We start from the raw sequence: 26,051 nt of genomic DNA, 5'->3' as shown, positions 1-26,051 counted from the left end.
AGCATGATTAATGTGTCAAATCTCTCCCTTCGTTTTGGTAAACGTGTACTATTCGAAGATGTCAATCTAAAATTCACACCTGGAAACTGTTACGGTATTATTGGCGCTAATGGAGCGGGTAAATCTACTTTCTTAAAAATTATCTCGGGGGAAGTTGATCCTTCGACAGGTTCAGTGGCATTCACGCCAGGCGAACGCATGTCTGTTTTAAGTCAGGATCACTATGCCTTCGATGAGTTTACTGTTCTTGAAACTGTCATGATGGGTAACCAAGAGCTTTACAAAATCATGAAAGAGAAAGATGCCATTTACATGAAAGAGGATTTCTCTGATGCCGACGGCGAACGTGCCGGCGAATTGGAAAGTCTTTTTGCTGAAATGGATGGATGGAATGCCGAATCAAATGCCGCAACTTTATTGAGCAGTTTGGGTATTAAAGAAGAACTACATTATAAGTTGGTTTCTGAAATCGACGGTAACCAAAAAGTCCGCGTACTTTTAGCGCAAGCATTATTCGGTAAACCCGATATTTTGATTCTCGATGAGCCTACCAATGATTTGGATATTAATACCATTGCATGGTTAGAGGATTTTTTAGCGAGTTACGAAGCAATCGTCCTCGTTGTATCCCACGACCGTCACTTCTTGGATGCTGTATGTACGCATACAGTGGATATTGATTTTGGTAAGATGACAATCTATACGGGTAACTACTCATTCTGGTACGAATCTTCTCAATTAGCGTTAAAACAACGTTCTGATCAAAACAAGAAAATGGAAGATAAAGTAAAAGAACTCCAGGAATTTATCCGTCGGTTCTCTGCCAATGCTTCCAAATCCAAACAAGCTACTTCTCGTAAAAAAGCCTTGGATAAGATCAATATTGACGAGATTAAACCATCCAACCGTAAATATCCTGCCATCATGTTCAATACCATGAATCGTGAACCAGGAGATCAAACGCTACAAGTTGAAGGATTAAGCAAAACGGTCAATGGCGAGGTATTCTTTAAGGATATTACGTTTATGATTAATAAAGGCGATAAAATCGCTGTTCTAGGTCCAAATTCATTGGTTACCACAGCATTTTACGATATTATCACTGGTAGAGACACCGATTTCGGCGGCGAATTCAAATGGGGCGTTACCATCACTCCTGCCGATATGCCGATTGAAAATGCTGCGTTCTTTGAAGGAAAAAGTGATAATTTGGTTGATTGGTTGAGAGAATATACAACTAACCCAGAAGCAGATGAACAGTTTATACGGGGATTTTTGGGGAAAATGTTGTTTTCCGGTGAAGAGGTTATGAAGAAAGTATCTGTGCTTTCGGGAGGAGAAAAAATGCGCTGTATGTTCTCCCGTATGATGCTTCAAGGTGCCAACTTCCTGATCTTCGATGAACCAACCAATCACTTGGACTTGGAATCTATCACTGCATTGAACAATGGAATGTCTGATTTTAAAGGATCCATGCTGTTCACATCCCGTGACCACGAATTGACTGAAACTGTTGCCAATAGAATCATCGAATTGACCCCGAAAGGTATCATCGACAAATTGATGACTTACGATGAATACATTAATAGCGATGTAGTGAAAGCACAACGTGAAGAAATGTATAAATAAGATAATTTATCCCAATTTAATAAAGGCTCCATAATTCATTTTATGGGGCTTTTTTGATGTCCATTAAAAAAGCACTGAGGGGTTCAGTGCTAATCGCGATTGATATGAAAGAATTGAGAAAGTTTTACTTTACTGAACCGAAGGTTTGACAACACGCCAACCTAATTGTAAGGACACCGCACAATGGTCGGATAAATCTTGGCCCTTTTCGTTTTGAAAAAGCTTTTTTTGAACCTGATAATTCTTTGCCTCAAATAGCAAAAGATGGTTATTGCGATAGTAAATTTTATCAATACCTTCGCAATCCTCTGTCAACTCCAATGCTGTTTTCGCTTCAAAATTCACTTTATGCCCGGGAATATCACCTTTGTTGCGTAAACTTACCCATGCATCTACCAAACCTAAGTCCTTCTGAAAAGAACCGATGTTATCCAGCTCGTAAGCATAATGTGCATTAAAGTCACCCATAATCAAAAGTGGTCTGCCAGCCGAATACTTTTTGATATAGGCTTTTAGCTGATTTATATTCTTCTGCCGGGCAATCGTTGCATTCTGATCATCCTGCGCTGTCGCATGTACATTATAAACATCAATAAATACTGCCTTGGCCAATTGAATTCGAGCATAAGAAAAGCCTTTAGGCGTCAGACAATCTGCACCATTGCAATCGGTCCAGCTTATTCGCTCAAACTCTACGATCGGATATTTTGAAAGTGTACTCAGTCCGTCTCCAAAAGGTACTCCACCCATATTTGCCGTTCGGTAGCTATGCTTATTTTCGCTGTAAAGAAACTTGTTGTAGTTAAAGTCCTCCTGTACATTGACAATATCAAACGCATTGATCCGATTGCCGATCGACGTAATACTGGAAGACCGCTCGGTTACAGCACTGGAAATCAATTCAGGAAGGCCAGCTATATTGTATGTTAACAAATTTAGCTTTCCGTATGTCGCCTCCGGCATAGCTGCATACACCGAATTACTAAACTTCGGCTGTTGTTTTGGCTTCAACTTAAAGCCCAACATAACACCGGCAGACGCACAAATAAATAAGATGACAATCTTTCGAAAACCCTTGGGTCTAATTTTTTTTTCGAACAATAGATCTAATAGCATGGACTGAATATTTTGTTCACTCCAAAGGTACTCCACCAACATTAGCTCTGTTATCATATTCAATTAATTCTACTTTTAATAATTATACACAAATCATTAAAAACTAATAATTTATAAACACTATAATGACAAAAGGTTAATACCTGCATAGCATAGGGGTTACAGCTTTCAACTATTTTTATACAACCCCTAATAAGAATAACATGAGAAAGGTAGCCTTCTTTACAGAGATACTCGTCGAGGATTTTGACGGTGCATCACGGACAATGTTTCAGCTGATAAACCGTATAGACCAGCAGAAATTCAACTATTTCTTTATTTATGGCGGCGGCCCTACGCAATTTCGAAATTTCCATTCTTACAAGGTTCCCACATTCAAAATACCGGTCAATGACGATTATTGTCTCGCTATTCCACAGCTTATTAAAAAGAAACTTGAGCTCGCTTTAGATAAATTTGCTCCCGACATGATCCATATTGCAACTCCTTCCCTTTTAGGTTTTTTTGCTTTAAATTATGCCAAACGGAAAGGTATTCCTGTCCTTACAATCTATCATACACACTTCATTTCATACATTGCCTATTATTTCAAAAACATATTACCCTTAGTCAAACCGACTGAACAATGGATAAAAAAAGCAATGAATAACTTTTACAATAAATGTGATATTGTCTATGTACCGACCAAATCCATTCTAAATGAATTACAGCAGATCGGCTTACAACAAGAAGGATTAAAGCTCTGGCAAAGAGGAATAGACACAGCTCTGTTTAACCCCCAAAAAAAGAATCTATCTCAACTGCAGACCATCACAAAGAATGACAAACCAACAATCCTTTTTGTCAGTCGTATCGTCTGGGAAAAAAATATTAAAACGCTTATTGAAATCTATCAACAGATACATGCCCAAAACCTCGACTATAATTTCATTGTTGTCGGTGAAGGAACAGCCAAAATAATTGCGATGCAAGAGATGCCTAAAGCCATTTTCTTAGGAAAGAAAAGCCATGATGAGCTCGCAATTTTATATGCTTCGGCCGATGTCTTTGTTTTTCCGTCGGTCTCAGAAACGTATGGAAACGTCGTCGTCGAAGCATTAGCATCCGGACTTCCTTGTGTTATCGCCAACGGCGGAGGCTCGGCGTCCTTGATTCAGCACGGAAAAAATGGATTTAAGTGTCAACCTGAAAATGCGGCTGGATATGTTTACTACCTCAAAAAAATTCTCTCCGACGCAAGCTTAAAAAGTAATCTCGTCATTGAAGGTCTATCCTATGTTGGGCAACTGGATTGGAATAGACTAGCTGGACGCTATTTTAATGACATTGAACTATTGATAGACAAAACACAGGAAGTCGATTTGGCATGGGCAAATTAACAAACCCAAGCCAACTCATCAAAGGTGTTTTTTTACTTTTGATTCTGGCGTCCATCACGATCTTTTTAGCGAAAAGCGATTTAAATGCGTTGAAAAAAGAGCTCTCCTCTGTTGGTTATCGCTTCATCGTTATTTTGTTTACAACTTGCGCGGCCTATTTTTTAGGTACATTAGCTTGGTGGATATGTTTAGGCCCTGCAAAAAAGAAGGTCAATCTGCTCGAACTCTTTGCCGTCCATCAAATCGGGGAAACCGTTGGACTATTCAATCCCACAAGCATTATCGGTGGCGATTTATTAAAGGCACAATTGATAACCCGTTATGACATTCCTTTAAAAGAAGGATTGAATTCGGTTGCAATATCCCGTATTACTGCCGTACTGTCTCAATTGACACTCTTTTTGATTGCTATGCTTTGGTTGGTATTTTCTCCTTTAAAAAATGAAATTATACGCTACACAGGCCCAATAATATATATTATCTGTCTATTTTTATTCCTTTTGATGATCCTGATACTTTACTGGTTAATAGCTGCAAAAATTCCCTCACAAACCAAGGCTTCAACAGCAACACCTTTTGGAAAAGCACAAGCGCATGTTCAGTCACTACTTTGGAGTGTAAAAGACTTTTATAAACATCAAAATAAGGTTTTTTGGTATTCTTACTTACTTTTTGCACTACATTGGATTATTGGCAGCCTTGAATTCTATTATATTCTAAAATTTTTGGGTGTCGCAGTTCTACCAATACATGGTTTAATAGTAGATATGAGTGTCATTGTGCTGAAAAGCATCGGTGCTTTTATTCCAGGGCAACTGGGTATTGAAGAAATCGCCAATAAGCTCCTACTCCATATGATCGGTATTACAGGAGGTAGTATTTGGCTCAGTGCTTCATTATTACGTCGCGGCCGACAGCTTATCTGGGTAGCGCTGGGTTTTATATTTTATCTATGCATCAAAAAGAAACCAGTTCATGTCCCCATCTGAAATAGAAATACTATTTGTCAGCCACAAATATCCCCCAAGTGTTGGCGGTATGGAAAAGCAAAGCTTTGAACTCATCAATACCGCAGCTCTTTACTTGAAGGTACACACCTTAGTCTATGACAATAAGGAACCTCTTTTAGCCTTCTTCTTCCAGCTGAATCGCCGCATTCTCGCCAAAATTAACGATAACCCCGGCATCAAGCTTATCCACTTTAACGATGGATTAATTGCGTCCTTAGCCTCTTTTCATAAAGGATATACCCATTTAAAACGTGCTGTCACGCTTCACGGTCTGGATATCGTTTTTCCACTTCGTTATTTTCAACGTAAGATCATACCGCGGTTTAATACATTTGATCAGCTTATTGCGGTTAGCCAAGCCACCGCCGACGCCGCCCAGTTACGTGGTATCGATCCATCCAAAATTATTGTTATACCCAACGGTGTAGATCCGATACACTGCTCCACTCAAAACAATGAACCAACCTGCGAAAGCAGGCCCTATTTTATCACTTTGGGACGCCCTGTTAAGCGGAAGGGCTTCTCGTGGTTGATGAAACATGTCATCCCCGCGATTCAGGGCGATTTCAAATTACTAATGGTGGGGCCATTCGATCAAAAACCGACATGGAAAGAACGCCTATTGCAGCTTACACCAAAAAAGATAAATCATTTAATCACCCTATTCCTAGGATTTCCCACCGATCAAGGGGCCATCCGAAAATTACTGAAAGCATACCCCGAAAAAATTGAACATCTTGGAAAAGTTCCATTCGAACAACTGCAAAGCCTCCTGACCAACGCACAGGCCTTTTTGATGCCCAATATTGAAGTGACCGGTGATATGGAAGGCTTTGGGCTCGTCTGCCTAGAAGCTTCCACAGCAGGCACAATTGTTGTCGCCGCCGAATTAGAAGGAATTACAAGCGCCGTTACACACAATTACAATGGGCTTGTCCTGCCAAGCGAAAACCAACACGCATGGATCGAACAACTTCAAGCCATCTTAGCAGATCCAGTCCACTATAAAAAGCTAAGCCTACAATTTAAACAGAACACCTTAAAACAATATAGCTGGGATATTATGGCTAGATCCTATTGCCAATCATTTGCAGACTTAGTTACAGCAGCAGATAAATAATTGACCGTAATACCGCATCAAGTTGACTGCATCTGTCATCCACGCGGAAAAGCTCTTCAAAAGGCCTTGTTTAGAGAACTTGCTTGCTTGGTGCATAAAAAAAGTCCTTAAAAAGTTAAACACTTTTTGAGGACTTTTTAATTGAACGATAAATTGTTCTTCACGGATGGTGCACTATGATAACAGCGCAGCAGAAGAATCCAATACTAATGTACACTGGACATATCGATCTGTGTTTTCCCTTGTTTGATCATCAATACAAAAGGAACACAAATCAGAAAGACAACCCCGAGATACAAAAACACATCCATATAAGATAAAACGGTCGCTTGCTTCATCACACTCATGTCTAATATTTGATGCGCTTTGGCAAGCGCCTCATTAGGCGAAAAGCCTTTCGACTGAAAACTCATTTGCAATTGTTGCACCCGTTGTTGCACATCAAATTTACTTGGATCTAAATTGGCAACCAGGTCAACACGATGTTTTTGGCTATCACGGGCAATAAATGTCGTGATCAAGGCAATTCCAAATGAACCACCCAACTGGCGCATCATCCCTGTAAAGGCAGCACCTTCACCAATTGACTTACCATGTAATGTCGATAGTGAGAGTGTCATGACAGGTACGAACAACAATCCTAAGCCAACTCCACGTAGAATCAGGGGCCAAAACATGTGCTCAGATCCCGTATCATTGGTCATGAGACTGTACATCCAAAAACAGAATCCAAAAAAGATACTAAGCCCCACGGCAACCATATATTTTTGAGGAACACCATTTTGGATCATCTTTCCTATAAAAGGCATCATGATACCGGTCATGATCGAACTTGGCAACAATAACAAACCTGCGTCTGTGGCCGTCCATCCCAATATCGACTGGGTATAGATTGGAATAATAAAAGTCGAGCCGAATAAGCCAAAACCGAGGATAAAGCTCATCACTACACCCACCTGCAAATTCTTATCCTTCAATACCCGCAAGTTAACAATGGGTTTGTCGTACACCAGTTCCCGCCAGATAAAGAATAATAGTCCGAAAACAGACAAGATTGATAGGCCTAAAATCAATGGATCGTCAAACCAATCATCCTGCTGTCCGTGCTCCAAAACGAATTGAAGAGAACCGATAAACATGATTAAAAAGATCATACCAAACCAATCCACCTCCTTTGCAGATTGTTTTTGGCTGTATTTGGGGCTGCGTACAAAAGATAAGGTCAACAATGTAGCAATAATACCTAAGGGCACATTGATATAAAATATATAAGGCCAGGAGAAATTATCGATAATATATCCACCTAAAGGAGGACCTAATGTAGGACCAATAATAACCCCCATACCATAGATGGCCTGAGCCATACTACGTTTTTCTTTCGGATAACTTTCTGTAATGATGGTTTGTGCTGTTACCAACAAAGCTCCACCGCCCATCCCTTGTATAAAACGAAATGCAACAAGCTCCCAAATATTGGTCGCGTTACCACATAAAAATGAAGATACCGTAAATATGATAATAGACGCAGCAAAGTAATTTCTCCGTCCAAATTGTTGGGACAACCAGCTGGTCATCGGAATCACAATTACGTTGGCGATCGCGTACGCGGTAATAACCCAAGCGACATCGGTCAAGGTCGCCCCCAACGAACCTTTCATGTCGTTCAGAGCCACGTTGACGATGGTTGTATCCACGATTTCCAACAGCGCACAAAGCACCGCTGTAATCGTAATTACAACACGTCGAAAACCATATTCAACCAGACTATCTTGTTGATTTAAATTTTCCATAGTTATTGAACATGCACATCTACGTCAGCATTCATGCCCGGTCTGAGCAAAGCCACATTTTCTGCTTTATTGTCTTTTGTCAATTTAATTTTTACAGGTAAACGCTGAACAGTCTTCACAAAGTTACCAGTCGCATTATCTGGCGGCAATAAAGAAAAACGCGATCCTGTCGCCGGTGAGAAAGAATTTACTTCACCTTCAAATTCGATATTAGGATAAGCATCCACTTTGATCCCCACCTTTTGACCAGGCTTCATTTTTTCCAATTGCGTCTCTTTAAAGTTGGCAACGACCCAAGTTTCAATATTATCGACAATGTAGAACAAAGATTGACCTGGATTGACCATTTGACCGGGCTGAACCTTAATGTTAGACACCTGCCCATCAACCGATGCAAGTACCGCGGTATAAGAAAGGTTCAATTTAGCCGCCTCAAGCTGTGCATTCGCTCTTTTTATATTCGCCTCAGCAACAGAAGTTTGTTTTGAAGCCACTGTAGTCTTACTGACGATTGCATTACGTTGCGACGCACTGGCATTGCGTTGCTGTTGCAAAATTTCAACCTGCTTGTCGGCTTCCAATTTCGCAGTCAATGCCTGCTCGTACTGCTGTTTCGTAATGGACTGGTTATTGTATAAGTTTTGGTAGCGGATATAATCATTGTTCGCTTGCTTAGCACGAATACGTGCCGCATCGATGCTGCCTAAATTGGATTGGATCGTTGCATCTGAGATCGCCACATTAGCCGAAGACGCAGATACATCTGCCTTTGAAACATCAAAGCTACTTTGAGCTGCTGCCAAGGCTGCTAATGCCTCGTCCACACGAACCTGATAGTCTTGACTCTCAATGGTAAATAACGTATCCCCTTTTTTAACCAAATCATTGTCCTTTACGTAGACTTTAGCGATAAAACCACCCACCCGTGGAATGATCGGGCTCATGTTTTTCTCTACCTGCGCATCGTCTGTAGTCTCATGCGCCTGGCCATGCATATATTTATACGCCCCATAAGCCCCTCCGAAGATGACCAATGCAGCCAAAACAATTGTAAATTTTTTATTTGTACCTTTTTTTTCAGGTGCGTTTTCTACTGTATTTTCCATGTCTAGATTAATTGCTATTTAATGTTTAAAGACCCATTTGCTAACAGCAGGTCGTAATATTTTTCAATGGTGTTTGCTTTGCTGATTGCCAGATTGATCTTGCTTTGCAGCTGCTGTACGTCTGCGGTCAACAAGTCGTCGGTATCTGCGATACCATTATCGTACTTATCTTTGGTGATCCGATAATTTTCAACAGCCTGATCCACCGCCTGATGATAGACCACATCCTGCTTTTGTGCCAGCATATAGTTTTCATTGGCCTGTTGAACCTGCACTTTTACCTTGTCATTTAATAATTCAATATGCTCATCAATTTCCTTGATACGGTTTTTTGCCACATTCACTTCTCTTTTATTTTTGTAAAGCGAACCGATATCGTAAGAAACGCCGATGCCAACCATGGCAGCATTCGTCACGGTAACCACCTTTTGAAGACCAAAAGCATTGTATCCAGCAGTTGCAGCAACAGTTGGCATGGCAGCCGCTTTTGTGACTTTCAGCTGATCTTCAGCAACCAAACGTTGCGATTCCATCGATTTTAGATCTGAGCGCGAGGTTTTTGCTGCATCATATGATGCTTTTAAGCCCAAATCCACACCTGTGACTTCGCCCAAATTGATCTGATCCAGTTGGGTATCTTCATCAATTTTCAAGAAGTTAGCCAATTGATAATTCAGCACCTTGATATTTTTCTGTGCTTCCTGAAGCGAAACCTGATAGTTTGAAAGCTGCAGTTCTGCTTTTAATAAGTCATTACGTGCGATCAAACCATTATCCAACATTGCTTTAAAATCCGAAACACGTTGCTCCGACTGCTTGATATTTTCAGCAATCAACAAATTTGTTTGCTGAGCCTTATAAAGACTCAAATAAAGATTTACTGCACGTATAGCCAATTGTTCTTTGCTCGCTACAGCATTGTATTCCTCAGCTTTCAATACATCCTTTGCAATATCAATGCCGCCCTTAATTCTGCCACCGGTATAGATTGGCAGGCTTACCGAAGCCTGTCCTAACCACAATTGATTTGCTGCAATATCCGGAGTAGCACCTCCCTCACCCAATGCCAACTTTAAATTCACATTTGGAGTAGTCATGGCCATGTATTGTCCACCCAATTTTGCGTCGGGAAGTTGCTTTGATTTGGCAGTTTCGACTTCGAGCTGCCTTCCGAATATCTTGGTATCAGCGGACTTCGCTTCCACGCTTTGATTTGCGGCCAAGTGAATTATCTCTTCCAAAGTCATATGCTTATTGTCTTGTGCCAACAAACCCATGGGACTTAGAAGTAATAAAGCACTTAAATTGGCCAACTTATTTTTCATATGTCAATAAAGCTTTAATTGTTTTCTGTATAAATTCTGTCAAAGTTGTTTCTATATAATGTGCGTAATCTTTATCATTATTGATATGCAACTGATCCTGTAAAAAGCTATGGTTCATCTGGAAATTCATAAAAGTTCCCATCATCATCGAGTGAATCAAAATTGGATCATACCCCGCTTTAAATACCCCCTGAGCAACCCCATCATTGATGACGGAAGAGATCACTTCTAAATTGTGTAATTTGAGTTTCCTAAAAGCCTCAGATATAAGCATCCGTTGCTTTAGTGAACTTTCGATGGTAATAATGTGATATAGCTTTCGGTGAGAGTTCATCGATTTAATTGATCGATCCACCATCGCATCAATTTTATCCAACGCATGATCAATACCCGCAAGTTCATCCACATTGATCATGAAATCGGGAACACGCCATTCAAAGAAAGTATCCAATAGCTTGTCTTTAGAACCAAAATAATAGTTGATCATCGCCACATTGACATTCGCTTCATTGGCGATATCACGAACGGAAGTTCCATCAAACCCTTTTGTTGCAAAAAGACGCTCTGCTGCTAGCAGTATATCAATCTGTTTTTCGTTAAATTCCATTATAAACAACTACCTCTTTAAAGATACAATCGCATCTTAAGCAACGAAACGAATCGCAGTGCTATTAAATGCGGGACAAAGTTAAACAAACGTTTAATTTAAACAAATGTTTAATTATTAAATTTATGTAAAAAAAAGACACCTTAATGGGTGTCTTAGAGCTGAGCAAGTCTGTTTGTTTATTTAATACTCGGTTTGGCTACTTAATTGAGTATCCGATAGATCATCTCTTTGAGAATCTCTGCGCTATTAAAGTTGCTTGGAACATTAACACCTTTCGATTTTAAGTCAGTCTCTTTTAGAACATTGAGCACGTCGAACGTTTTTCTACGGTTGTAATTTCTTGCCGCAAGTTCATATTCTTTCAAAAAGAATGGATGGACACCTAATTCTTTTGCGGCGACGGTCTTATCAATAAGATAATGATATTTTAGAATTTTAGTAAAGTAGGTCGCCACTTGACCGATGACCATAACCAAAGGATTATTTTTGGGATTTGCCACAAAATAGTCGACAATCTGATACGCTTTTAAGGCATTCCGTTTTGCTAATGCAGTATTTAATTCAAACACGTTATAATCTTTAGAAATACCAATATTACGTTCGACGTCATCCGTACTCACTTCCTGATTTTTGGGAACATTGAGCATAAGCTTATCCAGTTCATTGGATATTTTGGACAAGTCATTACCGAGATAATCTGCAATCAGTACGCTAGCCTGGGGATGAATACGCCAACCAGCGTCTTTCATGTAGGATCCGATCCAGGGCGCTACCTTATCATCATAAAGTTTAGCAGCATCAATCACCAATCCTGCTTTCTCGAAGACTTTGTAAATTTTTTTACGCTTATCAAATTTGCCATGTTTATAGCAAAAAACAAGAATAGTCGTTGGCGTAAGATGCTCCAGGTAGTTGGTCAACAGCTCCTCGGTATCGGACTTCCATTTTAACTCTTGCGCCTCTTTAATAATGATAACCTGATTATCGCTCATCATAGGATATCGTTTAGCCGAATTGACTATTGTAGACATATCAACATCCTTTCCATAAAAAATGGATTGGTCAAAGCCCTTTTGGGCGTCGGTCAATACCGTCGCTTCAAGCGCTTCAGCAATGGTGTCGATAAAATAGCTTTCCTCCCCTTGCAATAGATATACGGGATTAAAAACCCTATTTTTGATATCGGATAAGATCGGATGTATGTTCATATGTAAAAACGCGCGTGCATGAGAAGCAAAATTACAATTTTAATAGCAAATCAAACCGGAACTTCCCAAAGTTATACTTTTATATCTCTGTTCATTACTTAGCTTTGCAGTAATTGACTGCTTTAAAGGCGAGAAAATGCAGCTGGCAAACTAGCGCGGTTGGTTTACCTCTTTGCCGTAGAAAGACAGAGTTTATAAAAAAAACAGCATATTTCCGAACTAGGCAATTTATTAGTATTACCAAAATTTTAGTACATTTGTTCATGTTTTCACCCACTCCACTGAACTTACCTCCATTTAAAGCTAAAATATCCAAAAAAAACAATGCGATTTACATTTTTGATGAGCTCAGAAAAAAGAATCTGGTCTTAACTCCAGAAGAGTGGGTTAGGCAGCATTGGATAAACTATCTGTCACTCAATAAAAATTACCCCAAATCACTGATGAATATCGAAGGCGGATTAAAATTAAATAACCTTCAGAAAAGAAGTGATCTGTTAATTTACAACAGCAATGGACATAAGATCGTTTTGGCCGAATTTAAGGCACCGCATATAAAAATTACTCAACAAGTGTTTGAGCAAATTGCAAATTATAACACCGTTCATCGCATCCCCTACTTAGTAGTGAGCAATGGCATAAATCATTACTATTGTAAAATTAATTTTAAGACTGAATCCTATGAATTTTTAGAAGACCTCCCCAGCTATAACGAACTTGGCTAAGGAGCTATGCATGAAACACATAAAAAGGGAGGTAGTCTATACCTTAATCGCCAGGCGGTGAGTCGAGCCCACAAAAAAAATGTAAAGTAGATGTAAAACATCTTTTCAATTTATTTGATTTATAAAATATAGTTTTATATTAGTCCTACAGAACAGAAAAAAATAAAAAGATGAATATAGATAAAAACGAATTCAGAAAATATGCAGTAAAGCATCACCGTATTGGAAGTCAACACGTTGACAGCTTCATTGCTCGCACAGAGACAAGCATTCCGACAAATCTTACACCATACATTGTTGAAGAGCGTCAATTGAACGTTGCACAGATGGATGTATTCTCACGTTTGATGATGGATCGCATCATATTTTTAGGCAGCGGCATTGATGATCAGGTTGCCAACATTATTCAGGCACAACTTTTGTTTTTACAGTCAACCGATGCACAACGTGATATCCAGATCTACATTAATTCTCCAGGCGGGAGTGTGTATGCTGGGCTGGGAATTTATGATACCATGCAATATATCACGCCAGATGTAGCAACAATCTGTACCGGTATTGCTGCTTCGATGGGAGCTGTGCTTTTGGTTGCTGGTGCGAAAGGGAAACGCGCAGCGTTACGTCATTCACGTGTTATGATTCACCAACCTTCTGGTGGCGCTCAAGGCGTCGCAGCCGATATGGAAATCAACTTACGTGAAATGATGAAATTAAAAGAAGAATTATACACCATTATTTCAGATCATTCTGGACAAACTTACGAATGGGTAGAAAAATCTTCTGATCGGGATTACTGGATGAAAGCCAATGAGGCGAAAGAATTCGGTATGATTGATGAGATTTTACTTCCTAAGAAGGAGAATATTAAATAACAATGGCAAAGAATAACGATAGAGACATTCATTGTTCGTTTTGTGGGATAAGCAAAAATGAAGCTCAGATGCTCATTGCAGGCAACGGTGCACATATCTGTGATAGATGCATCCAGCAGGCAGGCGAAATCTTAGCAGAAGAATTAAAACAACGAAAAAGCAAAACATTACAGACTGCATTAAAGTTGATCCGCCCTTTTGAGATCAAAACTCACTTGGATCAATATGTGATCGGTCAGGATGATGCAAAAAAAGTAATTTCGGTAGCAGTTTATAATCACTATAAACGTTTAAATCAGAAAGTGGATAAAGACGAAATTGAGATCGAAAAATCGAATCTAATTATCGTTGGAGAAACAGGTACGGGTAAAACATTGTTAGCAAAGACAGTTGCTAAGATATTAAACGTACCATTTTGTATTGTAGATGCGACAGTGCTGACAGAGGCAGGTTATGTTGGCGAAGATGTAGAAAGTATTTTGACACGCTTACTTCAAGCAGCAGATTACGATGTAGCGTCGGCAGAGCGCGGAATCATCTATATCGATGAAATAGATAAAATTGCGCGTAAAAGCGATAATCCTTCTATTACTAGAGATGTATCAGGTGAAGGTGTACAACAGGCTTTGTTGAAGATTCTAGAAGGTACAGTGGTCAACGTTCCACCTCAAGGTGGTCGGAAGCATCCTGATCAAAAAATGATCGCGGTAAATACTAGTAATATACTCTTTATCTGTGGCGGTGCATTTGATGGTATCCAAAAGAAAATTGCAAACCGCTTACGTACACAGACTGTAGGTTATAAAATGAATGAAGACGAAGAGGAAATTGATTTGAATAACTTATACAAATATATTACTCCTCAAGACTTAAAGAACTTTGGTTTGATTCCAGAGTTAATAGGGCGTCTACCGGTATTGACTTATCTGAATCCGTTGGATAAAGAAACTTTACTAAGCATTTTGACTGAACCCAAAAATGCATTGGTAAAGCAGTATAAGAAGTTGTTCGAATATGAAGGTATCGAACTAAAATTTGATCCTGATGTTTATACCTTTATTGTCGATAAAGCAGATGAGTTCAAACTCGGAGCTAGGGGTTTACGCAGTATCTGTGAAGCCATTATGCTGGATGCGATGTTTGAGATTCCATCAACAAAAGAGCAGACGGGACAAAAAGCTTTGGAAATCACCCTGGAATACGCGAAGAAAAAATTCGAGAAGTCCGATTTGAAAAAGCTTAAAGTCGCTTAAAAAAATCCCGTTCAGCTGAACGGGATTTTTTTTTAAAGAACTAAAAATCTTATATTACAATAATAACATACCCATAATGGAGTGTTTATAGGAATATAATAGATTCGAAAAACTAAATACAATGACTATGACAAAAAAGAAAAGTGCCAAAAGTACCGTAAATAGTCCGATAACACCAGGTTTAAAAAGTAAAGAAGAAATTGTAAACAATTGGCTTCCGAGGTATACGGGAAGACCTTTAGAAGAGTTTGGAGAATACATCCTTTTGACAAACTTTTCTAAATATATACAGCTGTTTTCCGAAATGCATGATAATGCGCCCATTTACGGTGAAGATAAGCCGATGCAATCGGTCACTGCTGGCGGAATCACTATCATCAACTTTGGTATGGGAAGCCCTATGGCCGCAACCATTATGGATTTATTATCGGCTATTGCGCCAAAAGCAGTACTATTTCTGGGTAAAACCGGTGGGATCAAGAAAAAGATTCCAGTGGGTGAATTGATTTTACCGATTGCTGCTATCCGTGGCGAAGGAACATCGAATGATTATTTCCCACCCGAAGTCCCCTCCCTGCCTGCCTTCGCTATGCAAAAGGCTATATCAACTACGATAAGGGATCATCAACGGGATTACTGGACAGGAACGGTATACACTACAAATAGACGAGTCTGGGAACACGATAAGGCCTTTAAAAAATATTTGAAATCAATCCGCGCGATGTGCGTTGATATGGAAACCGCAACGATATTCAGTGTCGGTTTTGCCAACAAAATTCCTACCGGTGCTTTACTGCTCGTTTCGGATCAACCAATGGTTCCGGAAGGAGTTAAAACATCTGTCAGCGACGTAACCGTTACAGCGAAATATGTAGAAGCGCATATTAGCATAGGAATTGACGCTTTAAAACAACTTATTAATAACGGGCTGACCGTAAAGCACCTAAAATTTTAAGTATCCATCTTAATAACATCATATTTTCCTCCGAGGGAAAATATGATGTATCCCTTCCCTAAAAACCTCATTATCAAACAGGTGAAACTATTAATCATTAATATTGATTAATAATTCAAGAATTACTATCTCCAATTGGAGATGTTAACAAATGTTAATCTTCACAATAATTAAACTATTTGACGTTTATATTGTAATATTCATATTACACACACATATATCGTAAAAATTAATCAATCATTGTGAAGAAAAAAACATTATCTATTTTCAACGTATCTCTATTGATTTGTTCAGCCTTAGCCACTCAGGTAAGTTGTTCTTCAAGTTCTTCAAAAGAAAATAAAAGCAAAGAAAAAAGCGTAGCTTTACCGGTTTATACCGTAAAAAAATCAGATGCAATTACTATCAAAGATTATTTGGGGACAATTGAAGGTAAGGTAAATGTAGAAGTTCGCCCCCAAGTTGAGGGACTACTTCAGGAAATTTATGTTGATGAAGGCTCCTTTGTACAAAAAGGCCAAAAGCTATTTAAAGTTGATCCTTCCACCTATCAGGAAAACCTCAATAACATGGTCGCTACAGAACAGGTCGCTAAAGCCAAACTTAAAAATGCACAACTTGAAGTAGACCGATTGAAACCGCTTGTTCAAAATGATGTTATTTCCGATGTCAGACTTTCTTCTGCCAAGTCAGATTATCAAGTTGCCAAGGCAACACTTGACCAAGCTATCGCGGCCGTACGCTCAGCGCAGATCAGTAAAGACTTTACGGTTATAACGGCACCCGTAAGCGGATACATTGGCCGGATCCCAAAGCGTATCGGGAATTTGGTATCAAAGGGCGATAAAGAACCTCTCACCTATCTTTCCGATATTCAGGAAGTGTATGTTTATTTTTCTATGAATGAATCTGATTTTCTGTATTTTTCAAAAGCACAGGCAAAAAAAGATAGCATAGAGGGTAAGAAATACAACCAAAATCAAAAACTTGTATTTCCCGAGGTGACTTTAGTTCTCGCTGATGGTGAAGAATATGCGAAAAAGGGAATAGTTGATGCGGTCAATGGCCAGATCAACCGTACCACGGGAGCAATCTCCTTACGCGCCACCTTTCAAAATCATGATAACATTCTCCGATCTGGAAGCAGCGGTACACTTAAAATCGCTGAAATTAAGAAAGGTGTTCTCCAAATACCTCAGATTGCTGTAAACGAATTGCAAGATAAAACCTTTGTCTATATATTGGACCAAAACAATAAGGCACAGAAACGAAATATCCAACTTTCGGGCAAAAGTAAAAACAACTACATCGTCGATTCAGGTTTAAATGAAAACGATCGTGTTATTACTAGCGGCTTTGACAAATTGACCGACGGTTCACCGGTAACCCCAATTTTACAGAAATAATTATTGATCGTTTTTACATGCTACTTGTACCCGTGAAACTTTACGCTGAAAGTAGCATGTTTAAAATTCTATATATATGCTTAAAACATTTATAAATAGGCCCGTATTGGCCACGGTGGTTTCCATTATCTTGGTTATTTTAGGCTTAGTAGGCCTAAAATTGCTGCCTGTATCGCGCTTTCCAGAAATTGCCCCACCCAGCGTGCTTGTTTCACTCAGTTATCCTGGAGCGAATGCTGAAACAGTGGCGAAAAGTGTTTTATTACCTATCGAAGAAGCCATCAATGGTGTAGAGGATATGACTTACATCAAATCCTCTGCTTCCAACTCAGGCTCTGGAAGTGTGTCTGTATATTTCAAAACAGGAACCAATCCAGACATTGCGTCAGTTAATGTACAGACTCGGATTTCCAAAGCCATTAGCTCCATTCCCGCGGAAGTAAATGAAGCGGGTATCACGGTCATGCCAAGGCAAACCGGTGTCATCATGACAATCAACTTATACTCCGATCATCAAGATAGCGCCTATGACGAAACTTTTCTACAGGCATTTGCACAGATTAACCTGATGCGACCCTTACTGCGCGTAGATGGAGTAGCTCAAGTGTCCCGCCTAGGGGCTAGGGATTACGCCATGAGACTTTGGTTAAATCCCGAAAAGCTCGCCCTTTACAACTTGGTTCCACAGGATGTCACTGACGCAATAAAAGATCAGAACTTTGAGATCGCCCCTGGTAAATTTGGAGAGACCTCAGACGAAGCCTTTGAGACGGTGATCCGCCATAAAGGGCGCTTCACCACACCGGAGGAATTCCAAAATATTGTAATAAAGACCAACGATGATGGATCAGTACTCTATCTAAAGGATGTCGCAAGAATAGAATTCGGAGCGACCAATCTAAGTAGCGATAATAAGGTAAATGGACATCCGGGTCTAACCCTCAATCTAACACAGACTAGTGGTTCTAACGCTCATGATATCGATATTGCCGTCAGAAAAGTACTCGAAGAACAATTAAAAACATTTCCAAAAGGCATACACTACGAAGTGACATACTCGGTAAGGGACCAGATCGACGAATCGATCAATCAAGTCGAACACACACTTTTTGAAGCCTTTATCCTCGTATTTGTTATTGTATTTATTTTCTTACAAGATTTTAGGTCTACCTTGATTCCAGCTATTGCAATCCCGGTATCGCTGGTAGGAACGTTCTTTTTTCTGCAACTCTTTGGATTTTCACTGAATGTCCTAACCATGTTTGCCTTGGTATTAGCCATTGGAATTGTGGTGGATGATGCAATCGTTGTCGTTGAGGCGATCCACGAAAAAATGCACAGCACAGGATTAAAAGCCCGAGCTGCGACATTGTCGACGATGTCCGAAATTACAGGTGCCATTCTGTCAATAACGATGGTCATGGCCGCCGTATTTTTGCCCGTTGGCTTTATGGAGGGGCCGGCTGGAATCTTTTATCGACAGTTTGCTTACACGTTGGCAACGGCAATTCTGATTTCAGCACTCAATGCATTGACCTTAAGCCCTGCACTATGTGCACTCCTGCTTAAAACGCCACAACATCACAACGATCAAAAAACCAGCAAGATAAATCAGTTTAAAAATCGCTTCTTTAAGGCGTTCAACACGTCTTTTGATAGACTTACTTTACGGTATGTTGCCGTGGTAACAGTCCTTATCAAGAACAAAAAAATAGCTTGGACAGGTTTAGTTTTGATTACTGCACTCGGCGCATTTTTTATGATCAAAACACCTAAAAGTTTCATTCCGACCGAGGACGACGGTTTTATTACATACAATATCGCCCTCCCTCCTGGTGCCTCATTGAGCCGGACGACAGAGGTACTTCACCGTGCCGATAGTATTCTAAAGAAAAGAGAGGATATCAATGGAATGACGACAGTTTCCGGTTTTAATGCCCTAGATGGCAGTTCAAGTCCGGCATTTGCTGCTGGTTACATTACCCTAAAACCACACGCCAAGCGTGAGCATATCCAGAATATCAATGCCTTTATGGATACCATCAGAAAAGATCTATCCCAGATTAATGAAGCCACGTTTACAGTGTTCCCTCGCCCTACTGTGCAGGGTTTTGGGGATTTTGCCGGCATTGAAATGGTTCTTCAAGATCGGATGGGTGGCGATATCAGAGACTTTAACACCATTGCCGACACATTTATCAACCAATTAAATACCTTACCAGAGATACGAAGCGCCTACACAAGCTTCAAATCAAACTTTCCGCAGTATGAAGTCAATATTGATGCTGTGAAAGCTAAATCCCTGGGCGTCGATATCAAAGATCTTATGTCCACCATCAGATCTTACTTTGCTCGTGTACAAGCGAGTGATTTCAATCGATTTGGCCGCCAGTATCGCGTTTATGTTCAATCGGATTTTGATTTCCGTAAAGATCCCGAATCCTTCAATTCAATTTTTGTAAGGAATAGCAAAGGTGAAATGGTTCCTATAAATACCCTCCTGACCTTAGAAAAGACGGTGGGGCCCGAAACCATAACCCGTTATAATCTGTACAATGCTATCGCTGTAAATATCACCACAGCCGACGGTTACAGTACAGATGACGCTATGCAGGCTATCCAAAAAATGGCCGATAGCAATCTTCCTGGGAATTATGGATTTGAATGGACGGGCATGAGTTACGAAGAGAGCCAATCTGGATCCCAGACTGTGCTGATTTTTGCACTTAGTATTCTTTTTGTATACTTCCTGCTTTCGGCTCAATATGAAAGCTATATCCTTCCGTGGGCAGTACTTTTGTCGATACCGGTAGGATTGATTGGCGTTTTCGCTGTCATCAACCTGGTAGGACTTCAAAACAATATTTATGTTCAGGTAGGACTCATCATGCTTATAGGTCTTTTGGCCAAAAATGCAATTCTAATTGTAGAATTCGCAGTCCAGGAGCGCAAAAATGGTAAGAGTATTGTCGAAGCGGCCATCAATGGATCCAAGCTTAGATTAAGGCCTATCTTGATGACAAGTTTGGCATTTGTAGCCGGTCTAGTACCACTGATGTGGACTGTAGGGCCATCAGCCATCGGGAATCACTCCATCAGTTTCAGCGCCGCCGGCGGTATGCTATTTGGCGTAGCGTTTGGTATCTTCATCATCCCGGTATTATTTGTCGTATTTAAAAGCTTGGATGAAAAACTACATGATAAATTAGCTAAACAAGAGGAAGAATAATGAAAAACATAAAAAAATACATTTTGGGAGTCGGTATAATCATAGGCATATTAGGAATGATGAATGCTTGTAAAGTAGGAAAAGATTATGTGCAGCCCAAAGTAAAACTTCCTGAAAATTTTCGTGGCGATACACTGGACCTCTTCGGAGACACCTCAAGTATGGGACTAATTCATTGGAAATCTTTCTTCCATGATCCGACGTTGAAGTTATTAATTGATTCTGCGTTGTCAAACAATTTTGAGATGAGGACCGCCTTACTAAATCTGCAGATTTCAAACCGGCTATTAGCCCAAAATAAGGCAAATTATCTACCGAGTATAAATGCAACGATTGCCAATGGAAACCGGACTTGGCGATCGCAGGATTTTGGCAGCGGCCCACTGACCAAATACTATGATCAAAAAGGTGAAAAAGCACCGCAAGATATGTTCGTCTATCAGTCAATGTTTGGCTCAGACATTAACTTTAGCTGGGAAATAGATATCTGGAAGAAGATAGGAAGCAAACAAGAGCAGCTACTGGCCGAATATTTGGATACCGAGGAAGCAAAAAACGCTGTACAGACCTCCATCATAACTTCGGTAGCAAAAGGCTATTTCAATCTGCTGATGCTTGATGCTAAAATAGAAGTCGCTAAACGTAACGTGCAATTAAACGACAGTACGCTCCGTATGATCAGGTTACAATATGAAGCTGGTGAAATCACCGCTTTGGCGATCCAACAAACACAATCGCAGCGCCTCTTGGCAGCATCCCTTGTACCCGAACTGGAAAAAGAAATTGTCATTCAGGAAAATGCACTTCAGACGCTCACCGGAAAATTACCAGACAGTATCAAAAGAGGTACCTCTTACGAGCATCTCTTCGCCGAGAGCAAAGACATCTCCCTCGGTTCTCCATTAGAAATTCTTCGCAATAGGCCTGATATTCGATCGTCTGAGCTCCAATTGATGGCTGCCAATGCGAATGTTAATATCCAACAAGCCATGCGTTATCCATCCTTAACTATCGGTGGCGTACTAGGGGTTAATAGCATGCTTCCAAAAAATTGGTTTCATATTCCTGGGGCATTACTTGGGGGAATAACTGGAAATTTAACGACACCTATTTTCAAAAACAGAACATTAAAAACACAGTACGAAAGTAGCCAAATTGGAACGAGATAAGGCTGAAATTCAGTTGCAGCAAAAGGTTGTGGAGGCAGTAGCCGAAGTCTCTAATGCAGTTGTCACAGTAGACAAACAGCGTGAACAATTATCTTTGGCAAAAGAAAGAGTGGATAATGCGCAACTTGCGGTCAAAAATGCCAATCTACTCTTCAAAAGCGGATATGCCACTTACCTAGAGGTCATTACAGCGCAAAGCAATGCATTAAATAGTGATCTCGATCTTGTGGAGTTAAGACAGCAGCATTTGGATGCATTTGTAGATCTTTACCGCGCGCTTGGCGGAGGTTGGAGATAAAGATTTAAAACTTTACTTTTGTTGTATGACTCCAGAGGAATTACAAGAATATTTTAAATCTAAAGACCTGCCTGATACGCTAGAAATACAGCAGGATATGCAAGTCTTCGACGTTCAACGCTTCTTAAGCACAAGTTTTATCCATGTAAGCTTATGGAAAAAAGATTTAAGTAAATGTCCGTCTTGGATTAGACTGCTAAAATTCAAGGATGCTTTAGAAACTAAAGAAAAAGCCTAACAGGTGTTAGGCTTTTTCTTTAGTTTCTTTTTATATTCAAGAAGCAAGTTGCTTCATTAATAAAGGCATCTGCTCCTTCGAAAAAATATCTTCTGCACCAGCTTCCCGCATTTTCATACGTTCATCTTCATCACTGCTTGATGTTAGACCAAATATTCTGACGGAAGGAAACTTTTCTTTCATAATTTTTGCCGTTTCTATTCCGTTTAGCACGGGCATATGTAAGTCCAATATACATATTTGAGGAAGTTTATGTCCGTTTTCATGGAGGTAATCGATTAAGTCCATACCATTTGAAGCACAATAAACCAAATTCAATAAATGGGATTGAGCCATAGCACGCATCAGTATATGATGAATCAACGCATCATCGGCATAGACAATCGTACATTTACTTTTGGTATCCATTTGAAAAAAACGTCATATAGTAATTATGAAAACAATATTATATAAATATGTAATAAAATAAATGATATAGCGAAAAGTTATTAATAATGTTGTTTTACAAGTTTTATTTCAAAATATCCACTATTAATGACTCGACAAGCTTTACATGTGTTTTATTCAAAAAGAAAACCATAGGCAACGCATCTGTCGATAGTACGAGAAAAGATTAAATAAAAAAGAACGGAAAATCAGTAGAACACCTACTAAAAATCATCTTCGATAATTTCGGCCACTCTTCCTATTTGGCCGTCTGTCAACCTCACTTTAATTCCTCTCGAATGATAAGAGGATGAGGTCAACAAATCCTTCACAATTCCCTCCGTAAAATTTCCAGTACGTTGATCTTTTTTTAAGATGATATTCACCAACATACCAGGTTTTACATCTGCTCTATTTCTTCCATCCATAACCAAACTTAGAAAAATTGTTTTTCAAATGCAATATAAAAAGAGAATTTATTGTAGTAAAAATCTTCATCCTAAATGCTCAAATACTCACGGTGAATACATATGAAAGGATAATTAAGCTAGCATTATAGACCGCGAAGCCTTTTCCCCTAAGCGTACCGATCTCATAAAGTAAAGGGGGCTTTGAATTTAGCCCCCTTTACTTTATGAGATACATGCGGTCAGGCTATGCTGACGATCGTTTGAGCTATTTAAACAGCTTAAATATATCGTTTCCGAATATAAAGACCATCAAAGCCAAAAGAATAAAGAAACCTACCATCTGCGCCTTTTCCAAGAATTTTTCACTCAATGGCTTACCTTGTATCATTTCAATTAATAAGAATAATACGTGCCCACCATCCAGAGCTGGAATAGGCAATAGGTTCATAAATGCCAATGCCATCGACAACATTCCGACCAAAGACCAGAAACGGATCCAATCCACCTCCGTACCAAACAAAGTTGCGATACCAATAGGACCCGATAAGGCTTTATCAGCACGCACTTCGCCTTTAAAAATTTTGCCAAATCCTTTGGCATTATCGGTAATAACTGTAAAAGCCTTTTTTGCACCAATTGGAAATGCCTCTGTCAAAGTATATTGCGTTGTAAAGGACTTGATGGAATAATCACGGTTAATACCTATTCCCAGCATAGCATCAGCAGGAACGTTCCCTTGCAGTGAAACTTCCTTTCCATTACGCAGCACTTTAATAGCAACAGTTTTATTTATATTTGCTTTTATTTGTGCCTTAAATTGGTCAAAGAACGGAACCTGCGTACCGTTTACAGCGATAATGCTGTCGCCTTTCACAAAACCCATTTTACTAGCCACCGATCCCGTAGAAACCTCAGCAACACTTGTTGTTTTAACACGTGGCTCTATAAACTTCTCTCCTTTTTTGTCAGATAGTGTATTTAATAAATCGGCTGGAACTTTGACATCTTCAGTCACACCACCACGTTCAACGGCGAGGGTAACGCCGCCCATCAAGACTTTGGAACTAATCAGTTCGGAGTAGTTCTCTACGCGGTGACCATCAATAGCGACCACCTTATCACCGGCTTTCAAACCAATAGATTCACCAATAGACCCCGGCACAATACCGTTTACCAGCTGGTCCATTTTGATATCTGTATTGCCCATTTTAAAAGTCAGCATCCAAAAAACAACAACACCGACAACAATATTGACAATAATACCGCCCAACATAACAATCAAACGTTGCCAAGCTGGTTTTGACCGAAATTCCCAAGGTTGTGGCTCACCTTTTAATTGCTCCGTATCCATCGACTCATCGATCATCCCAGCAATTTTGACATAACCACCTAACGGTAACCAGCCAATACCATATTCACATCCTTTATAATTGAATTTAAACAATTTCACTCCCCAAGCATCAAAGAACAAATAAAACTTTTCTACCTTGATACCAAATGCACGCGCTGCTAAGAAATGTCCTAACTCATGTAGAACAATTAAAATTGACAAGCCTAAAATCACTTGTCCGACCATAATTAAAACACCCATGTATGCTTTTTAAATTTAATCTTTGATTATTTCCTTTGTTATTAATCTTGCTACGCGATCCGTCTCCAGATAATCATCCAACGTAGGCGCGGCAATAAATTCTACTTGATCCAATGTCTGTTCAATAACATCACTCATCTCCAGAAAACCAACTCGATCTTTCAAGAACGCATCTACAACGACTTCATTGGCGGCATTCAATACGCAGCTTCTATTGCCACCAGCCCGCAAACTTTCATAAGCAAGAGCCAGATTTCTGAAGGTTTCCATATCTGCTTTTTCGAAACTGAGGGTTGGATAGTCCATGAAATTAAAACGCTCAAAATTATTTTCGAAACGTCCTGGATATGTCAACGCATATTGGATCGGCAATTTCATATCAGGCACCCCCATTTGTGCTTTCATAGAACCGTCTTGAAACTGGACCAGGGAATGCACAATCGACTGAGGATGCACAATGACATCGACTTGATCTATGGACAGGTTGAAAAGCCATTTTGCTTCAATGACTTCTAAGCCTTTATTCATCAAAGAAGCGGAATCAATCGTGATTTTGGCTCCCATAGACCAGTTGGGATGCTTCAAAGCTTGAGCCTTGGTAACATAGCGAAGCTCCGGTCTACTTTTTCCCCTAAAAGGCCCCCCAGAAGCGGTAATGTAGATTTTCTCTATCGGATTATGCTCCTCTCCGGTCAAACACTGAAAAATTGCCGAATGCTCTGAATCCACAGGCAGCATTCGAACGCCATGTTCATGCACCAAAGCCATAATCAGCTCACCAGCGACAACCAGCGTTTCCTTGTTAGCCAAAGCGATATCCTTTTTGGATTGAATCGCTTTCACAGTAGGTTTTAATCCAGCAGATCCAACAATCGCATTCAAAACAACATCAACACCCTCATATTGAACCACTTCAACCAACCCCACTTCACCCAAAAGAACAGCGATATTATGCCCTTTTAGGGCGTCCTGGACATAACTATATTGAAGGGAATCCGTTACAACAACTGCTTTGGGCTTAAACTCCAAAGCCTGTTGAATTAACAATGCTGCATTGCTACCACATGTCAAAACGACTGCTTCAAATTGATTAGGAAAGGCTCTTATAACATCCAAGGCTTGTGTGCCTATACTTCCCGTTGCCCCTAAAATGGCAATTCCTTTTTTACTCAAAACCTTTGCTATT

Annotated in this window: 23 protein-coding genes; 13 read left to right on the top strand and 10 right to left on the bottom strand. The window is 39.8% G+C overall.

Annotation, left to right across the window (positions count from 1 at the left end; translation table 11 throughout):
• The first annotated feature begins 3 nt into the window (after positions 1-3).
• Positions 4-1,629, top strand: coding sequence for an ABC-F family ATP-binding cassette domain-containing protein (locus tag QE382_RS10155; RefSeq protein ID WP_070565495.1), 1,626 nt, complete (start codon positions 4-6; stop codon positions 1,627-1,629).
• 129 nt (positions 1,630-1,758) lie between these two features.
• On the opposite strand, the gene QE382_RS10150 is transcribed toward QE382_RS10155, so the two are convergent.
• Entirely contained in the window at positions 1,759-2,802 is a 1,044-nt protein-coding gene (locus tag QE382_RS10150) for an endonuclease/exonuclease/phosphatase family protein (RefSeq protein WP_307185784.1), read from the bottom strand.
• Positions 2,803-2,948: 146 nt separating this feature from the next.
• Here QE382_RS10150 and QE382_RS10145 point away from each other — a divergent pair, with 146 nt between their 5' ends.
• From QE382_RS10145 to QE382_RS10135, 3 genes are read left to right on the top strand one after another with little or no spacing between them, the layout of a single operon-like run.
• A complete protein-coding gene (locus QE382_RS10145) occupies positions 2,949-4,124 on the top strand; it encodes a glycosyltransferase family 4 protein (protein ID WP_307185783.1) in 1,176 nt (391 codons plus the stop codon).
• Positions 4,112-5,113: a lysylphosphatidylglycerol synthase transmembrane domain-containing protein gene (locus QE382_RS10140; RefSeq protein ID WP_307185782.1), complete on the top strand. Its 1,002-nt coding sequence runs from the start codon at positions 4,112-4,114 to the stop codon at positions 5,111-5,113. Before QE382_RS10145 ends, QE382_RS10140 begins: the two co-directional genes overlap by 13 nt.
• Positions 5,100-6,254: a glycosyltransferase family 4 protein gene (locus QE382_RS10135; RefSeq protein ID WP_307185781.1), complete on the top strand. Its 1,155-nt coding sequence runs from the start codon at positions 5,100-5,102 to the stop codon at positions 6,252-6,254. Before QE382_RS10140 ends, QE382_RS10135 begins: the two co-directional genes overlap by 14 nt.
• Before the next feature lie 206 nt (positions 6,255-6,460).
• On the opposite strand, the gene QE382_RS10130 is transcribed toward QE382_RS10135, so the two are convergent.
• The 5 genes from QE382_RS10130 to holA form a co-directional block, all read right to left on the bottom strand.
• Positions 6,461-8,044, bottom strand: coding sequence for an MDR family MFS transporter (locus QE382_RS10130; RefSeq protein ID WP_293954952.1), 1,584 nt, complete (start codon positions 8,042-8,044; stop codon positions 6,461-6,463).
• Between the two features lie 2 nt (positions 8,045-8,046).
• Complete coding sequence (locus tag QE382_RS10125) at positions 8,047-9,150, bottom strand: HlyD family secretion protein (RefSeq protein ID WP_070565508.1); 1,104 nt, start codon at positions 9,148-9,150, stop codon at positions 8,047-8,049.
• Between the two features lie 14 nt (positions 9,151-9,164).
• Positions 9,165-10,475 carry a TolC family protein gene (locus QE382_RS10120; RefSeq protein WP_307185780.1) on the bottom strand — a complete coding sequence of 437 codons (1,311 nt, stop codon included), beginning with the start codon at positions 10,473-10,475 and terminating at the stop codon, positions 9,165-9,167.
• Positions 10,465-11,082, bottom strand: a complete 618-nt coding sequence (locus QE382_RS10115; protein WP_307185779.1) for a TetR/AcrR family transcriptional regulator — start codon at positions 11,080-11,082, stop codon at positions 10,465-10,467. Before QE382_RS10115 ends, QE382_RS10120 begins: the two co-directional genes overlap by 11 nt.
• 203 nt (positions 11,083-11,285) lie before the next feature.
• Positions 11,286-12,293 carry a DNA polymerase III subunit delta gene (gene holA / locus QE382_RS10110; protein WP_307185778.1) on the bottom strand — a complete coding sequence of 336 codons (1,008 nt, stop codon included), beginning with the start codon at positions 12,291-12,293 and terminating at the stop codon, positions 11,286-11,288.
• 263 nt (positions 12,294-12,556) lie between these two features.
• On the opposite strand from holA, the gene QE382_RS10105 reads away from it, so the two are divergent.
• From QE382_RS10105 to QE382_RS10065, 9 genes are all read left to right on the top strand, one after another.
• Complete coding sequence (locus tag QE382_RS10105) at positions 12,557-13,018, top strand: type I restriction enzyme HsdR N-terminal domain-containing protein (protein ID WP_307185777.1); 462 nt, start codon at positions 12,557-12,559, stop codon at positions 13,016-13,018.
• A gap of 170 nt (positions 13,019-13,188) precedes the next feature.
• Complete coding sequence (clpP, locus tag QE382_RS10100; protein ID WP_209574482.1) at positions 13,189-13,890, top strand: ATP-dependent Clp endopeptidase proteolytic subunit ClpP; 702 nt, start codon at positions 13,189-13,191, stop codon at positions 13,888-13,890.
• 2 nt (positions 13,891-13,892) lie between these two features.
• Positions 13,893-15,143, top strand: a complete 1,251-nt coding sequence (gene clpX, locus QE382_RS10095; protein WP_293954940.1) for an ATP-dependent Clp protease ATP-binding subunit ClpX — start codon at positions 13,893-13,895, stop codon at positions 15,141-15,143.
• A 121-nt stretch (positions 15,144-15,264) separates the two neighbouring features.
• Positions 15,265-16,098, top strand: a complete 834-nt coding sequence (locus QE382_RS10090; protein ID WP_293879326.1) for an AMP nucleosidase — start codon at positions 15,265-15,267, stop codon at positions 16,096-16,098.
• A 242-nt stretch (positions 16,099-16,340) separates the two neighbouring features.
• Positions 16,341-17,504 (top strand): efflux RND transporter periplasmic adaptor subunit, encoded by a 1,164-nt coding sequence (locus QE382_RS10085; protein WP_293954938.1) that lies wholly within the window; start codon positions 16,341-16,343, stop codon positions 17,502-17,504.
• Between the two features lie 76 nt (positions 17,505-17,580).
• Positions 17,581-20,733, top strand: a complete 3,153-nt coding sequence (locus QE382_RS10080) for an efflux RND transporter permease subunit (RefSeq protein ID WP_307185776.1) — start codon at positions 17,581-17,583, stop codon at positions 20,731-20,733.
• Entirely contained in the window at positions 20,733-21,902 is a 1,170-nt protein-coding gene (locus QE382_RS10075; protein WP_307185775.1) for a TolC family protein, read from the top strand. Before QE382_RS10080 ends, QE382_RS10075 begins: the two co-directional genes overlap by 1 nt.
• On the top strand, positions 21,889-22,200 hold the full coding sequence (locus QE382_RS10070) for a TolC family protein (protein WP_307185774.1): 312 nt from the start codon (positions 21,889-21,891) through the stop codon (positions 22,198-22,200). The genes QE382_RS10075 and QE382_RS10070 overlap by 14 nt, the downstream gene beginning before the upstream one ends.
• 25 nt (positions 22,201-22,225) lie before the next feature.
• Complete coding sequence (locus tag QE382_RS10065) at positions 22,226-22,438, top strand: DUF6965 family protein (protein ID WP_307185773.1); 213 nt, start codon at positions 22,226-22,228, stop codon at positions 22,436-22,438.
• Between the two features lie 36 nt (positions 22,439-22,474).
• Here the strand turns inward: QE382_RS10065 and QE382_RS10060 are convergent, their stop codons facing one another.
• The 4 genes from QE382_RS10060 to QE382_RS10045 form a co-directional block, all read right to left on the bottom strand.
• Entirely contained in the window at positions 22,475-22,846 is a 372-nt protein-coding gene (locus QE382_RS10060; RefSeq protein WP_307185772.1) for a response regulator, read from the bottom strand.
• Between the two features lie 242 nt (positions 22,847-23,088).
• Positions 23,089-23,292 carry a YwbE family protein gene (locus QE382_RS10055; protein ID WP_307185771.1) on the bottom strand — a complete coding sequence of 68 codons (204 nt, stop codon included), beginning with the start codon at positions 23,290-23,292 and terminating at the stop codon, positions 23,089-23,091.
• Positions 23,293-23,539: 247 nt separating this feature from the next.
• Positions 23,540-24,865 carry an RIP metalloprotease RseP gene (rseP, locus tag QE382_RS10050; protein ID WP_307185770.1) on the bottom strand — a complete coding sequence of 442 codons (1,326 nt, stop codon included), beginning with the start codon at positions 24,863-24,865 and terminating at the stop codon, positions 23,540-23,542.
• Positions 24,866-24,880: 15 nt separating this feature from the next.
• Positions 24,881-26,038 (bottom strand): 1-deoxy-D-xylulose-5-phosphate reductoisomerase, encoded by a 1,158-nt coding sequence (locus QE382_RS10045; protein ID WP_307185769.1) that lies wholly within the window; start codon positions 26,036-26,038, stop codon positions 24,881-24,883.
• Positions 26,039-26,051 lie beyond the last annotated feature (13 nt).

Origin of the sequence: Sphingobacterium zeae, assembly GCF_030818895.1 — a bacterium.
Taxonomy (GTDB): Bacteria; Bacteroidota; Bacteroidia; order Sphingobacteriales; family Sphingobacteriaceae; genus Sphingobacterium; species Sphingobacterium zeae.
This window is presented reverse-complemented; position numbering and strand designations above follow the sequence as displayed.